Origin of the sequence: Parabacteroides distasonis (assembly GCF_004793765.1) — a bacterium.
Taxonomy (GTDB): Bacteria; Bacteroidota; Bacteroidia; order Bacteroidales; family Tannerellaceae; genus Parabacteroides; species Parabacteroides distasonis_A.
In genome coordinates, this window is sequence record NZ_SRYM01000006.1 from 89,821 (window position 1) to 105,613 (window position 15,793).

Below are 15,793 nucleotides of genomic sequence, written 5' to 3' on the forward strand. Positions count from 1 at the left end.
TCTTCTTTGCTTCTGTCCTTTTCCTTTTGGAAGTGCGCTATCAGATTTTAGCGAAAGCTTGATCCAGATCATCTATAATATCATCTATATATTCGGTTCCGATGCTCAAGCGTACGGTGGATGGTGTTATGTGCTGTTGGGCAAGTTCTTCCGGACTCATCTGGGAATGAGTGGTCGTGTATGGATGAATGACAAGGCTCTTTACATCGGCGACATTTGCTAGTAGGGAAAAGATCTCTAGTGAGTCGATGAATTTCCAAGCGGCTTCCTGCCCGCCTTTGATCTCGAAGGTGAAGATACTGCCGGCACCATTTAGGAAATATTTATTGTAAAGTTCGTGGTCCGGGTGGGTAGGAAGTGATGGATGATTCACCTTTTCTACTTTCGGATGTTTTGATAAATAATCCACGACTTTCAATGCGTTTGCTACATGGCGCTCCACGCGTAGGGATAAGGTTTCTAATCCTTGCAACAAGATAAAAGCGTTGAAAGGAGAGATCGTTGCTCCGGTATCGCGAAGAATGACCGCACGGATACGGGTGACAAAGGCTGCGGAACCTGCTATGTCTGCAAATATGGCTCCATGATAGCTCGGGTCTGGCTTGGCTAATGTAGGGAACTTATCTGCATTCGCTTTCCAGTCGAAAGTGCCTCCGTCTACAATCACACCTCCTAGGCTACTGCCATGTCCACCTATGAACTTCGTGGCGGAATGGATGACGATGTCAGCTCCATGTTCGATCGGACGAATCAAGTAGGGGGTTCCGAACGTATTGTCTACGATTAATGGAATATGGTATCGGTGGGCGATTTCCGCTACCGCATCCAGATTTGTTACGTTAGAGTTAGGATTCCCGAATGTCTCTACATAAATGGCTTTCGTGTTTTCCCGGATGGCTGCTTCTAATGCGTTTAGGTCATTTACATTGATAATCGTATTGGTAATGCCTTGGGAGGCTAGTGTATGGGTGATTAGATTGAAGGAACCGCCATATAAATTATCTGCTGCGACAATATGATCTCCTGCCCTCACTATGTTTTGTAACGCATAGGTGACAGCCGCTGCTCCTGAAGCCACGGCCAAACCTGCCACACCTCCTTCTAAGGCAGCTACACGTGTCTCGAAAACGCCTTGCGTGGAGTTTGTCAAGCGTCCATAAATATTCCCAGCGTCACGTAGTCCGAAACGGTCTGCCGCATGTTGTGCGTTATGGAACACATAGGAAGTTGTTTGATAGATGGGTACCGCACGTGCATCGGTAGCGGGATCCGGTTGTTCTTGTCCTACATGAAGTTGTAATGTCTCGAAATGTAACTTCTTTGTTGCCATAGTCGTCTTGTTTATTTAGTTCTTATTCTGTTGGCAAATGTATGATGTGTGTGCTTTTTGAACAAGATTCGTTGAGAATATAGAAAATAATACTATTTTTAAGGCTATAAATAGAATACATCTTCGGCGAAGGACGCTGAGGAATCAATCCGATAGAATTTTTTTCTTATGAATGTTTCAGATAAGTTAGACAAGGTGGATCTGCAAATCCTCCGAACGCTACAAGATAATGCCCGGTTGACTACCAAAGAGTTGGCGGCAAGGGTCAGTCTTTCGTCAACTCCGGTGTTCGAGCGTTTAAAACGTCTTGAGAATAGTGGATATATAAAGAAGTATATAGCAGTATTAGATGCAGAGAAGCTGAATCAAGGCTTTGTTGTCTTTTGTAGCGTGAAACTGGTTCGGTTGAATAAGGATATAGCTTTTGAGTTTACCCGGATTATCCAAGAAATTCCCGAAGTAACGGAGTGTTATAATATTTCAGGCGATTATGATTACTTACTGAAGATACACGCTCCCAATATGAAATATTATCAAGAGTTTATTTTAAATGTGTTAGGTACGATCGATAGTTTGGGCTCGTTGAGAAGTACTTTTGTCATGGACGAGGTTAAACACGACTATGGAATCCATATTTAAGCCGTAGATATCCTATTTTTGTCTTTTGTTAGGGTTTTCTTCCAAATATTTGTATATATTTGTGGCTACACAGTATAAAATGGGAGATGTAAAACCATGGACGATACAAAGGACACAAAAGATATAAAAGAAACAGGCGAGGCTGTGTCCGCTCTCTCTGCGGACGAACAAATGATACAGGATGGGTTCAATGCATTGTTGAACGATTATTTGAAATCAAACCACCGCCGTAAGGTCGAACGGATCACGAAAGCTTTTAATTTCGCCAATCAAGCGCACGCCGGAGTGAAACGGCGTTCCGGTGAACCTTATATAATGCATCCTATCGCCGTGGCTCGTATCGTGTGCCGGGAGATGGGTTTGGGATCTACCTCTATTTGCTCTGCGTTATTGCATGATGTCGTGGAAGATACCGAGTATACGGTGGAGGATATCCGGGATATGTTCGGAGATAAGATCTCCCAAATCGTGGATGGCTTGACGAAGATATCCGGCGGTATTTTCGGGGAACAGGCCTCGGCTCAAGCTGAGAACTTCCGTAAATTGCTGCTGACTATGAGCGATGATATACGGGTGATTTTAATCAAGATCGCAGACCGTCTTCATAATATGAGAACCTTGGGGTCCATGCTTCCCGCCAAGCAATTTAAGATCGCAGGTGAGACTCTTTATCTGTATGCTCCTCTGGCGCATCGTTTGGGACTCTTCTCGATCAAGACGGAACTGGAGGATTTGAGTTTTAAATATGAGCATCCGCAAGAATACGACTTCATCAGCGCCAAGTTGAAGGCGACGGAAGAGAACCGTAACATGTTGTTCGAGCATTTCGCAGCTCCCGTAAACGAGAAACTGAAATTGATGGGACTTCAGTATGAGATGCTTGCCCGTGTGAAATCGGTCTATTCTATTTGGAATAAGATGGAGAGCAAGAACGTCTCTTTCGAGGATATTTATGATATTTATGCAGTCCGTATTATTTTTGATCCGCTTCCCGGTGTGGACGAGAAAAACCAATGTTGGGATATCTATTCGGCTATTACGGATATTTACCGGATTCGTCCCGACCGTATCCGTGATTGGGTGAGCCGTCCGAAAGCGAATGGTTATCAAGCACTTCATTTGACCGTTATGGGACCGGACGGACAATGGGTAGAGATCCAGATCCGTAGCCGCCGTATGGATGATATTGCGGAGAAAGGCTTCGCCGCCCATTGGAAATACAAGGAATCCAACGTGGAAGAGGATACGGAATTGGATAAATGGATACAAACCATTACCGAGATCTTGGAGAGTCCGGACCCGAATGCACTGGATTTCTTGGATACGATCAAACTGAACTTATTTACTTCCGAGATATTTGTTTTCACTCCAAAAGGGGATATAAAGACATTGCCCCAAGGGGCTACCGCCTTGGATTTCGCTTATGCGCTTCACTCCGATATCGGTAATAAATGTATTGGTGCTAAGGTAAACCATCGCTTGGTGCCATTGAGCCATCCGCTTTCCAGTGGAGATCAGGTGGAGGTTTTGACTTCTCGTTCTCAGGAGCCGCAACCGGAGTGGTTGAACTTCGTAACTACCGCTAAGGCTCGTGCAAAGATCGATGCCGTATTAAAGCGTGTCCGTAAAGAGGTCGCTAAGTATGGAGAGATAAAAGTTCTTGATGCTTTCAAGCGTTCGGAACTTGAGGCGAGTACATCCAATCTGGATAAATTAGGCATGTACTTTGGATTCTCGAAACGGGAGGAATTTTTTTATGCGGTAGAGAAGGGGGATGTGGTTTTGCCCGAGAATTTAAAGAAGCTGTTGAAGGAGAAGACGGATAATGTCTTGTTTAAGTATGTGAAACAGGCGTTGGGTGTCGCTTCCAAGAAGGTGAAACAACCCGAAGAGGAGGAAGCCAAGAAAGAGAAGCCTAAATATGATAAGAAAAAGCCTTATTTATTGAAAGAGGAGGCTTTTGAGCGTAATTATGTAATTGCCGAATGTTGTAAGCCGATTCCGGGAGATGACTCTTTAGGTTTTATCAATGACGATGGTAACGTAGTGGTTCACAAACGTTCCTGCCCGATCGCCATGCGCTTGAAAAGTAGCTTTGGCGAACGTATCTTGAATACGGTTTGGAGCAGCCATATGAACGCTTCTTTTGAGGCTACGCTAGAGGTGAAAGGTATCGACTCGATAGGCGTATTAAATACGATCACAAAAACGATCTCTGAGGAATTCAACGTAAATATCATGCGCCTGCTGATCGAGGCGAAAGACGGCGTGTTCGAAGGCAAGATAAAGATGAAAGTTCATGACGTAGAAGATATCCAGAAAATGTGCGTGACTTTGTCGAAGATACAGAATATTAAATCTGTCGGACGTGTAGCGGATTAAGTGTAGCGAAGTATTTCCGCTACACTTTTGTTTTATAAAAGCTTTATCAGCCGATAATCAAATAAGTTATATAAGCTATATAACAAGCAATCAATAGGATTCCCTCCGGTCTGGTGATGGTCCGTTTTTGGAAGAAAAGCCCGAAGATATAAAGCAATACACATGAACCGATCAAGACGCCTAAATCCAGATTGGTAATGCCTTGTATGTTCATCGGCGTGATTGTTGCGCTACAACCTAATACGAGGAATATGTTGAAGAGGTTGGAACCGATAACGTTTCCAATCGCCATCTCCGGGTTTTTCTTTAATGCGGCTACAACGGAAGTCGCTAACTCAGGAAGAGAGGTTCCTCCGGCCACTAAAGTCAAACCGATAATAGATTCGCTGGCACCCAGTCCTCGGGCAATACCGGAAGCTCCGTCTACGAAAAATTGTCCTCCGTAAATCAAACCGGCTAATCCACCAATGATGAATAAACTCGCTTTCCAAATGGGCATTATTTTAATCGTCTCTCCATTTTCCCCTCCATTATGTGCGATTGCGAATGTATAGCCAAGGAAAATGGCGAAGAAACATAATAGTAACATACCGTCACTACTACTGATACTGTTTTGCGACGCACCGTTGATCAAAACGTCATTTGCGCAAATAAATAATACGATTGAGGCAAGCATGCAAAGAGGGATCTCTTTGCTCAATGTACCTTTTGTGACGCTGATCGGTACGATAGCGGCCGTACAGCCGATAATCATCAAGGCGTTAAATATATTGCTTCCTACTACATTACCAATAGCGATATCCGAGCTTCCTTTCAGGGCGGATACGGCACTGACCGTTAATTCCGGCGCGGAAGTCCCAAACGCCACAATAGTTAGCCCGATTACTAAGCTGGAAATATTGAAGCGTTTGGCTACAGAGGCGGCACCATCCGTCAAGGCGTTAGCCCCGACTAGGATTAGTAGTAAACCGCCAATTAGTAATACGATATCCATCATTAATCTTAGAATGGCAAGTCATCGATAGGGTTGGCTGGGCCGAAATCAGGTACGGATGAGGCCGGAGCCGTAGGAGCGGAAGCCGGAGCGAAATTATCCGGAGTTACTCCCATCGGAGCGGCTTGAGGAGCTGCCGCCATCGGACGGTCTACCTTCCATGCGTTTATACTGGTGAACCAGCGGCCTTGATATTCGCGGCTATCAATGTCGAAAGAAACCGTAAGTTCCTCTCCCGGCTGTATAGCCGCTTGTGCGATACGATCGGCACCGAAAATCTGGAAACATACTTTCTTTGGATATTGATCGTGTGTCTCTAATACGTACTCTTGTTTTTTCCATTCGTTTCCGGCTTTGCTGATACCACCTACTTCCGGTAGGACTTGAATAATTTTTCCTGTAATTTCCATGTCTTGTATATTATTTGTTTATGTTTTATTTAATAGGGGACGAAGGTACGGTTTTGTTCTGGTTTTATCAACAGAATAATCATACTTTCGGGGCAAAAGCATCGAATGCGTCTTTCATAGCTAACAGCTCTTCTTTGATCTGTTTCAGGCGGTTTACGATCTCTTCTTGGCGAATCGTTGTCTCTTTATTATCCTTCAGTTTTTGCCGTGCGCCGGCCAAGGTCATCCCTCTCTCTTTTACCAAATGGTAGATGAGGCGTACGGCGTCGATATCCTCCTGCTTATAAAAACGGGTACCTTTGCTCGTCTTCCTTGGATTGATGATATCGAACTCCTTCTCCCAAAAGCGAAGGGTGGACTCGTTCACGTCGAACATCTGCGCCACCTCGCTGATGGAAAAATAGAGTTTGAGATCTTTATTCTTTTTTAGACTCATACTGCTAATGAAGTTTAATCCATAACCTGACCATGATTCTCGGCAATCTGGATCATACGGTCGTATTCCTCAGGTGAGAGATCCATGTAATAGTATTTAGATGGGTTATCATACTTCCCTCGTACGATTACCTCATAATGCAAGTGAGGGCCGGTAGACTTTCCGGTATTTCCAACCTCGCCAATCACCTCTCCACGAGTAACCTTCTGTCCGACACGTTTCTTGAACTTACTCATATGACCATATAAAGTCTGATAGCCGTAGCCATGATCGATAATCAAACAATTTCCGTATCCCTGTTTCCAAGCGGCGAAAGTGACAACGCCATTACCTGTCGCATAGATCTCCGTTCCCACTTTAGCCGAGAAATCCATTCCGGAATGGAAACGGGGTGTGCGGTAAATCGGGTCGATACGTACGCCATAGCCGGAAGCGGTACGACGCAGATCCTTATTGGAAATCGGCTGGATCGCCGGGATACATTTACTTCTCTCTTCTTGGTTCTTTCCTAGGGAGATCAGTTCTTCCAAGGAATTGGATTGGATATATAATTGCTTACGTAGCATATCCATCTTTTGGGTCGTGGAGACAACCAGCTCCGGATTGGACAGGCTCATCAAATGTTCGTAACGATTAGTCCCTCCAAATCCAGCTTTTCGAACGGATTTGGGAATGGACTCAGCTTGGAAGATAGCTCGGTACAGATTTTCGTCACGCTGTTGGATATCATCCAATACGTCCAATGCGTTATTTAAGCGAAGGGAAAGCACTTCGTATTGAGTTTGCAATAGGCGGTTCTCCTTACGTAACTGAGATTCCATCGGAGAGTCCACCAAATGCATCATGACGAAAAAAATGGCTACGCCGAATGCTATTCCAGTGCTTAAATGGCGGAGAACGGTGAACAGCCGGTCTTTGCTAGACGGGTATACACGCTCATAATTGAGAGTGTTCGGATTGTATAAATAGTATGTTTTGCGACTTTTAAAGAGTTTCATCTACATTTTTTGTTATCTGAATGCACGCAAAAATAATAATTTGCAGTACTTTTGCAAATTGTTTTTCAGAATATTAACGAGAACTATATAAATAGATTATGTTGACAGCAAAAGAAATCCGTGAATCCTTCAAGCAATTCTTCGCTTCTAAGGAACACCAGATCGTGCCTTCCGCTCCAATGGTGGTGAAGGGTGACCCCACGTTGATGTTTACGAACGCGGGAATGAATCAGTTTAAAGATATTATCTTGGGCAACGTGCCCCGTAAGTATCCTCGTGTCGCGGACTCTCAGAAATGTCTTCGTGTTAGTGGCAAGCATAACGATTTAGAGGAGGTAGGACATGACACCTATCACCATACGATGTTTGAGATGCTCGGAAACTGGTCGTTCGGAGATTATTTTAAGAAAGAGGCGATCAACTGGGCTTGGGAATACTTGGTAGAGGTATTGAAGTTGAATCCGGAGCGTTTATATGCCACCGTATTTGAGGGAAGCTCCGCTGAAGGCTTAGATCGTGATAACGAAGCTGCTGGTTATTGGGAGCAATATTTACCAAAAGATCATATTCTGAACGGTAACAAGCATGATAACTTCTGGGAAATGGGGGATACGGGTCCTTGCGGTCCCTGTTCCGAGATCCATATCGACCTTCGTTCGGACGAGGAGCGTGCGGCGGTCAGCGGTGCCGATATGGTAAATAAGGATCATCCGCAGGTAATCGAGATCTGGAACCTTGTATTTATGCAATTCAACCGTAAGGCCGATGGTTCTTTGGAACCGCTGCCGGCTAAGGTGATCGATACCGGTATGGGATTCGAGCGTCTGTGTATGGCATTGCAGGGTAAGACCTCAAATTATGATACGGACGTATTCCAACCGATTATCAAGGTAATCGCAGGAATGGCGGGTACGACTTACGGTACGGATAAACAGCAAGACATCGCCATGCGTGTGATCGCCGACCACATCCGTACGATCGCTTTCGCTATCACGGACGGACAGTTGCCTTCCAACGCTAAGGCCGGTTATGTAATCCGTCGTATCTTGCGGCGTGCCGTTCGTTACGGTTATACGTTCTTGGATCGCAAGGAAGCGTTTATGTATAAGCTTTTGCCCGTATTGATCGAGACGATGGGCGACGCTTATCTGGAATTGATCGCTCAGAAAACCTTGATTGAGAAGGTTATCAAGGAGGAGGAAGAATCTTTCCTTCGTACCTTGGAAACCGGTATCCGTTTGCTGGATAAGAAAATGGAGGAGACGAAGGCTGCGGGCAAGACAGTCTTGAATGGCGTAGATGCCTTTACATTATATGATACCTACGGATTCCCGTTGGACTTGACGGAATTGATTCTTCGTGAGAACGGCATGGAAGCCGATATCGAGGCCTTCAATAAGGCTATGCAGAAGCAGAAAGAGCGTGCCCGTAACGCCGCCGCTATCGAGACAGGCGACTGGATCACGCTGAAAGAGGGTGAATGTAAGTTCGTGGGTTATGATTTGTTCGAATGCGAGGCAGAGATCTTGCGTTATCGCCAGATCAAACAAAAGAATAAAGTATTATACCAGATCGTTCTGGATCAAACCCCGTTCTATGCGGAAATGGGTGGACAGGTCGGTGATACGGGTTGGTTGATCGCCGACGACGAGAAGATCGACGTGATCGATACGAAACGTGAGAATAACTTGCCGGTTCATTTGGTAGCGAAACTCCCGAAAGATGTGACAGCTACTTTTACTGCGAAGATCAACGAGAAAAAGCGTATCCAGTGTGAGTGTAACCACTCTGCCACGCACCTTTTGCATGAGGCGTTGCGTGAGGTATTAGGTACGCACGTAGAGCAGAAAGGTTCGTATGTTTCGCCTGATTCTTTACGTTTCGACTTCTCTCATTTCCAAAAAGTGACGGACGAGGAAATCCGTAAGGTGGAAATATTGGTTGGAGAGAAGATCCGTGCGAACTTCCCGTTGGAAGAGCATCGCAATATGCCGATCGCCGAAGCAAAGGCGCTAGGGGCTATGGCTTTGTTCGGTGAGAAATATGGCGATGAGGTACGTGTCGTGAAATACGGAAGCTCCGTGGAGCTATGTGGTGGTACGCATATCCCGGCAACCGGTATGATCGGTTCTTTGCACGTGATAGGAGAGAGCTCTATCGCCGCAGGTGTCCGTCGTATAGAGGCGGTTACAGCCGAGGGCGCCGAGCAATTCGTATATGCCCAGCAAGATCTGATCCGTGAGTTGCGTGCGTTGATGAACCATATGCCGAATTTGGCGCAAGCGATGAAAAAGTCTATCGAGGAGAACGCGGAGATGAAGAAACAGATCGAGGATTATATCCGAGAGAAGTCTATGCGATTGAAAGAGGAGATCGTGGCGAAAGTTTCGGAGAGCAACGGTATCAAGGTTATGCAATTTGTAGGTAAGGCAAATGCGGACGCTATGAAGAACGTGGCTTTCCAGATCAAGGCGGAGACAACCGATAGCTTTGTCTTTGTTGCCGGTATCATTGACGATAACAAATGCACGCTCATGCTTATGTTAAGCGATGATTTGGTGAAAGAGGGCTTGCATGCCGGTAAGATCGTAAAAGAGGCCGCTAAGCATATCCAAGGCGGTGGTGGTGGACAACCCCATTTCGCTACGGCCGGCGGTAAGAACATGGAGGGCCTTTCTATTGCCGTTGGCGCTGTGAAAGAGGCTGTAGGAGTACAGTAAAACCGGTTCGGAAGAAATTGACTTTTCTTTCGGACTCAATGATAGATTCTTTCGGATGGAATTCTTATTCAATCCGAAGGAATTTTTTTATGTCGTTTTGATAATCGAAATACATGTTTTACCTTTGTGGTCTAAGGTTTTAAATAAAAAAGATATGTCAGAGCAAAAAGTGGTTATTTGCAAGGACCTGAAATCGGAACTGCAAGATTTTCTCTCCTCTCTAAAATATGATAAGCTGTTCATCCTTACGGATACAAATACAAAAGAGAAATGTTTTCCCTTGGTGGAGGGAGTATCGGCCTTTCAAAAGGCTCCGATTTTTGTGATGGAAGCGGGTGATATGAATAAGGGGTTAGCGTCTTTAATCCAGATATGGACTATTTTGTCTAATGAGGGGGCTTCCCGTAACTCGTTGTTAGTGAATTTGGGCGGCGGTATGATTACAGATATGGGTGGTTTTGCCGGCGCTACTTTCAAGCGGGGCATTCGTACGATTAATATCCCTACGACCTTGATGGCGTCCGTTGATGCTGCCGTAGGAGGAAAGACGGGTATTAACTTCAATGGATTGAAGAATGAGATAGGTTCTTTTTATCCCCCTTTGTGTGTATTCATTGATTGTGAGTTTTTGCGTACGTTGGATCGTGATAATATTCTTTCCGGTTATGCGGAGATGATTAAACATGGATTGATTAGTTCGATCGAGAATTATACATCTGTCATGCTTTATGATGTCGACACCATGAATTATTCGTATTTGAATAGTTTGGTGGGTCAATCTGTCGCTGTGAAAGAGCGGATTGTTGCAGAGGACCCGAAAGAGCAAGGTATTCGTAAGGCTTTGAATTTCGGTCATACGATCGGCCACGCTTTCGAGAGCTTGTCTTTTCGGAAAGAGCGTCCGATTTTACATGGTCATGCGGTAGCGGCGGGTATCGTGAGCGAGCTTTACCTCTCACATAAGCTGTGTGGCTTCCCAATGGAGAAATTGAGCCAAGTCATTTATTATATAAAAGAGTATTATCCGGCGTTCTTCTTTGACTGCACGGACTACGATACCTTATACGAGCTAATGACACATGATAAAAAGAATGAGGGCGGTATCATCAACTTCACTTTACTGGGAAATGTGGGAGATGTCCGTATCAACCAATCAGTCACCAAGGAAAAAATCGTGGAGTCTCTTGATTTTTATCGTGAAAGTTTTGGCGTTTAACAGAAAAAGGCTACCTTTGCACCCGTAAAATAAAAAACGGGATGTAGCTCAGCCCGGTTAGAGTACGCGTCTGGGGGGCGTGTGGTCGCTGGTTCGAATCCAGTCATCCCGACAGCTGAGAATAGAGGAGTTATGCTGATGGGCATAACTCCTTTTTTGTTCTCTAACACTTTCCTAAAATAGAACGGTTCTAGTGTATGGTTGATCTTAGGTGATTTGTCTGCCATGTAAATAGTTATTCTGATGACTTTTTGCTTGAAAGAAGCTTCTTGTCGTGACAAGGCCTTTTTGTGAAGCTCTCCAACTAGCGGCTGGAGAGTGGTTATAAATGGTATCATTTCATGCGAAATGCGGTTTTTCAGGTGCGATAGGTGCCGAAAGTCAATGCGACAGGTGCCGTTGGGCGATGCCGATACTGCCGTTGGGCATCGTAAGTAGCTCCGGACTGGATCGTAAGTAGTCGCTAATGGGCATTCTAGTACTGTTATAACCCTATTGTAACCCTATTGAATCCCCAAAATATCGGATGAGATATGAATTACGGTGAATTAATTTCGCTAGAATAAAAGGCATTTTTTTGATAGTTGTTTATCAGACAGTGGTTTGCTGTTTTTTTCTTCCGAATTTGGGAATAAACCGTGCTTATGTCCGGAAAAAACGACTCTCCGGAAGTTAAGTTTACAAAATGTCATTTTGTCAAATCTAGGAAATCCGCACCCCGGCTTATCGTGCGGGTTGATCGGACTTTAGCCAATGCTTTGCTTGCTTACGGATATGATCCAATTTCAGCGAATGCTGTACCCCCAATCCACAGGACTTGCTATAGAAGAAATCAAGAAGATTTGAGAAGGCTTCCTATACAGGGATAACCTTAGTATTAAGGAAAAAGGGGCTGTTTTAAGGTTCAAAGAACACTAGAAACAGCCCCTTGTCTATGCTTACTTATTATTCTCGATCCACTTGCGAGCGTTCACGAACGCCTCGATCCATGGAGTAACCTCGTCGTTCTCCTTACGGTCGGCGGGGTAATAACCGCACTGCCAAGGGAAGATCGCACGTTCGGGGTGAGGCATCATGGCTAAATGGCGGCCGTCTTTTGAGCAAACACCAGCAACGGACCAAGGCGAACCGTTCGGGTTGGCGGGATAACCATCGTAGTTGTATTTAGCAATGATGTTGTACTCCTTCTCCTCATATGGGAACTCGAACTTACCTTCACCATGAGCTACCCATACACCCAACTTCGTGCCGCTCAAGGAACCGAACATTACGGAGTTGTTTTTCGGGATCTCCAAGCTAACGAAGTTAGATTCGAACTTATGGGAATCATTGTGAACCATCTTATGCTTTTTCTCGTGCTCCGGATAAACCAAGCCTAACTCGGCCATCAACTGGCAACCGTTACAGATACCCATGCTCAACGTATCTTTGCGTGCGTAATAGTTGTCGATCGCTTTCTTGGCTTTCTCGTTATACAAGAAACCACCGGCCCAGCCCTTGGCGGAACCTAATACGTCGGAGTTGGAAAAACCACCGCAGAATACGATGAAGTTTACATCCTCCAAAGTCTCACGGCCGCTAGCCAAGTCCGTCATATGGACATCCTTCACGTCGAAACCAGCCAGATACAAGGCATAAGCTGTCTCACGTTCGCATTGCGTACCTTTCTCACGGATTACCGCGGCCTTGATGCCGTTCGGAGTACGGCGTTCCGCTGAGAGTCCATAAGAAGAAAGTTTTCCGGTAAAGTCCTTATGGAACTTGTACTGTACGGGCTGCATCTTATAATTCTCGAAACGGTTTCCGGCACAAACGCTTCCGCTCTGCTTTACATCTAGCTTATAAGAAGACTCGTACCATACGTCACGCATATAGTCGATACCGAAGTGATATTGGATACCGTCTTTCGCTACCAATACATGGCGCTCGTCGGTCGGTTTGGCGATGATGGCGAAACCTACGCCTGCCTCTTCCATCAACTTCTCGAATGTCTTCTTGTCCTTTACCTGAACCAAAATACCCGGATTCTCGGCAAATAGCACCTTCACGATATCGCTTTCGGGGATCTTATCCAAGTTGACATCCAAACCACCTTCTACGTTGGCGAAGCACATCTCCAACAGGGCAGTGATCATACCTCCCGCAGAGATATCGTGTCCGGCAAGGATGAGTTTCTTTTCGATCGCGTCTTGTACTGCGTTGAAAGCGTCACGGAAGTATTCCGGATCTTTCACGGTCGGAACCTCGTTACCCAGCTTGTTCAAAGCTTGAGCGAAAGCGGAACCACCCAACTTCAGGGTATCGAAAGAGAAGTCTATATAATAAATGTATGTATTCTTGTCTTGAGCTATTACCGGAGAGACGATTTTCTTGATATCGCTAACCTCTGCGCCTGCGGAGATAATTACCGTACCCGGGGCGATCACCTTATCATCACCGTATTTCTGTGTCATGGATAAAGAGTCCTTACCGGTCGGGATATTAATACCTAAGCTGCAAGCGAAATCGGATGCGGCTTGTACGGCCGTGTATAGACGGGCGTCCTCACCTTCGTTGCGGCACGGCCACATCCAGTTGGCACTTAAGGATACGCTCTCCAACTTATCTGTCAGCGGAGCGAATACGATATTGGTCAATGACTCGGCGATTGCCATAACGGAACCGGCGGCTGGATCAACCATGGCCACCTGAGGAGCATGACCGATAGAAGTAGCGATACCTGCTTTCCCGCGGTAATCCAACGCTACGGCACCTAAGTCGCTCAACGGTAATTGTAATTCACCCTGACATTGCTGACGGGCGATCTTACCAGTTACGGAACGGTCTACTTTATTTGTTAACCAATCCTTGCAGGCTACAGCCTCCAATTGAAGCACGTTCTCCAAATAATGGTGAAGTTCGGATTCTTTATAAACAACCGGTTGATAAGATTCAGTGACCGTATGGTCTGTCATAACCGTTCTAGGCGGTTTACCGAACATATATTCCAGCTTGATATCGATAGGTTTCACACCATCCGCTTGCTCGAAGACGAACTTCATGTCGTTAGTAGTCTCGCCTACCACATACATCGGGGCACGTTCACGATCCGCAATACGTTTTACACGGGCTACATCTTCTTCTTTCATCAATAAGCCCATGCGCTCTTGGCTCTCGTTCCCTACGATCTCTTTCGCCGAAAGAGTCGGGTCGCCGATTGGTAATTTGCTCATGTCGATGTGTCCGCCGGTAGCCTCCACCAACTCAGATAAGCAGTTGAGGTGTCCACCTGCGCCATGGTCGTGGATAGAGACGATCGGGTTCTCATCAGACTCGGCAATTGCACGGATCACGTTGGCCGCACGTTTCTGCATCTCCGGGTTGGCACGCTGTACGGCGTTCAGCTCGATACCGCTCGTGTATTGTCCTGTGTTTACGGAAGAGACGGCTCCACCGCCCATACCGATACGATAGTTATCGCCACCGATCACAACCACTTTCTCGCCCGGTTGCGGATCTCCTTTTAAGCCGTCGCGCATATTTGCGAAGCCTACACCGCCGGCAAGCATGATCACTTTGTCATAAGCGTATTTCTTATCGTTCTCCGTGTGCTCGAAAGTCAATAAAGAACCACAGATAAGTGGCTGGCCAAATTTATTACCGAAATCGGAAGCACCGTTGGATGCCTTGATCAAGATCTGCTCCGGAGTCTGGTATAACCAAGGACGGGGGTCTAGGATTTTCTCCCATTCGCGAGCGCCTTCCGTACGAGGGTAAGAAGTCATATAGACAGCTGTTCCCGCTATCGGCAAGGATGCCTTACCTCCGCCCAGACGGTCACGGATCTCGCCTCCTGTTCCAGTAGCGGCACCGTTGAACGGCTCAACGGTTGTCGGGAAGTTATGCGTCTCGGCTTTCAAGGAGATAACCGTCTTGATATCTTTTACGGCGAAGAAATCGGGTTTGTCACCGGAAAGGGGAGCGAATTGCTCTACCATCGGTCCTTCATTGAACGCTACGTTATCTTTATAAGCGGAAACCAATTTATTAGGGTTCTCGGCGGAAGTTTTCTTAATCAAGTTGAACAAGGAACTTTCTTTTTCCTCACCATCGATGACGAATACGCCTCCAAATATTTTATGGCGGCAGTGTTCCGAGTTTACTTGAGAGAAACCGAACACCTCGCTATCTGTCAATTTACGTCCTAACTTTTGGCTTACTTCGTTCAGGTAAACGATCTCCTCTTGGCTTAATGCTAAGCCCTCTTGTTGGTTATACACTTCCAAATCCTCAATATAGACAATAGGATCTGGTTTTTTACTGATCGTGAAGATCTCCTGATTCAGACCATTGTAGATACGTTGCAACATCGGATCGTGATTTGCGTCGCCAGAAGAAACAGGAAAATATTCCTCAATACGGGAAATACCGGTCAAACCCATGTTTTGGGTAATTTCAACGGCGTTCGTACTCCACGGGGTAATCATTTCCCGGCGTGGTCCTACGTACCAGCCTTCCAATGTTTCTGATTGAACAGGAGTCGCCTCGCTAAACAACCAAACCAGTTTTTGAGTGTCTTCAGGTGAGAAAGCGTGTGCGGCCTCTACAGCCAGCACCGTCTTTGTTGAAGATTGAAAGAATAGAATCATATCGTTGATTTATTAGTATTTATCACGAAATAACGAAAAA

General features: G+C 45.7%; 10 protein-coding genes and 1 tRNA gene. 5 read left to right on the forward strand and 6 right to left on the reverse strand.

Features of this window, described 5'->3' with window-relative positions; genetic code table 11:
* Positions 1-40 precede the first annotated feature (40 nt).
* Positions 41-1,330 carry an O-acetylhomoserine aminocarboxypropyltransferase/cysteine synthase family protein gene (locus E5342_RS03595; RefSeq protein WP_135958841.1) on the reverse strand — a complete coding sequence of 430 codons (1,290 nt, stop codon included), beginning with the start codon at positions 1,328-1,330 and terminating at the stop codon, positions 41-43.
* A gap of 168 nt (positions 1,331-1,498) precedes the next feature.
* On the opposite strand from E5342_RS03595, the gene E5342_RS03600 reads away from it, so the two are divergent.
* Complete coding sequence (locus E5342_RS03600; protein WP_005861270.1) at positions 1,499-1,969, forward strand: Lrp/AsnC family transcriptional regulator; 471 nt, start codon at positions 1,499-1,501, stop codon at positions 1,967-1,969.
* Positions 1,970-2,065: 96 nt separating this feature from the next.
* Complete coding sequence (locus tag E5342_RS03605; protein ID WP_121737002.1) at positions 2,066-4,351, forward strand: RelA/SpoT family protein; 2,286 nt, start codon at positions 2,066-2,068, stop codon at positions 4,349-4,351.
* 46 nt (positions 4,352-4,397) lie between these two features.
* On the opposite strand, the gene E5342_RS03610 is transcribed toward E5342_RS03605, so the two are convergent.
* From E5342_RS03610 to E5342_RS03625, 4 genes are all read right to left on the reverse strand, one after another.
* The gene (locus E5342_RS03610) at positions 4,398-5,345 is read right to left on the reverse strand and encodes a calcium/sodium antiporter (protein WP_121737001.1); all 948 of its coding nucleotides are present in this window, start codon (positions 5,343-5,345) and stop codon (positions 4,398-4,400) included.
* An 8-nt stretch (positions 5,346-5,353) separates the two neighbouring features.
* On the reverse strand, positions 5,354-5,755 hold the full coding sequence (locus E5342_RS03615) for a DUF3127 domain-containing protein (RefSeq protein WP_135958842.1): 402 nt from the start codon (positions 5,753-5,755) through the stop codon (positions 5,354-5,356).
* Positions 5,756-5,834: 79 nt separating this feature from the next.
* A complete protein-coding gene (locus E5342_RS03620; protein WP_005861277.1) occupies positions 5,835-6,191 on the reverse strand; it encodes a MerR family transcriptional regulator in 357 nt (118 codons plus the stop codon).
* A gap of 14 nt (positions 6,192-6,205) precedes the next feature.
* Entirely contained in the window at positions 6,206-7,189 is a 984-nt protein-coding gene (locus E5342_RS03625; RefSeq protein WP_121736999.1) for a M23 family metallopeptidase, read from the reverse strand.
* A gap of 98 nt (positions 7,190-7,287) precedes the next feature.
* On the opposite strand from E5342_RS03625, the gene alaS reads away from it, so the two are divergent.
* The 3 genes from alaS (at position 7,288) to E5342_RS03640 (ending at position 11,237) form a co-directional block, all read left to right on the forward strand.
* Positions 7,288-9,909, forward strand: coding sequence for an alanine--tRNA ligase (gene alaS, locus E5342_RS03630; protein ID WP_135958843.1), 2,622 nt, complete (start codon positions 7,288-7,290; stop codon positions 9,907-9,909).
* A 154-nt stretch (positions 9,910-10,063) separates the two neighbouring features.
* Positions 10,064-11,125 (forward strand): 3-dehydroquinate synthase, encoded by a 1,062-nt coding sequence (gene aroB / locus E5342_RS03635; RefSeq protein WP_135958844.1) that lies wholly within the window; start codon positions 10,064-10,066, stop codon positions 11,123-11,125.
* Positions 11,126-11,162: 37 nt separating this feature from the next.
* Positions 11,163-11,237: transfer RNA gene (locus E5342_RS03640), tRNA-Pro, on the forward strand.
* A gap of 826 nt (positions 11,238-12,063) precedes the next feature.
* Here the strand turns inward: E5342_RS03640 and purL are convergent.
* Entirely contained in the window at positions 12,064-15,753 is a 3,690-nt protein-coding gene (purL, locus tag E5342_RS03645) for a phosphoribosylformylglycinamidine synthase (RefSeq protein ID WP_135958845.1), read from the reverse strand.
* Positions 15,754-15,793 lie beyond the last annotated feature (40 nt).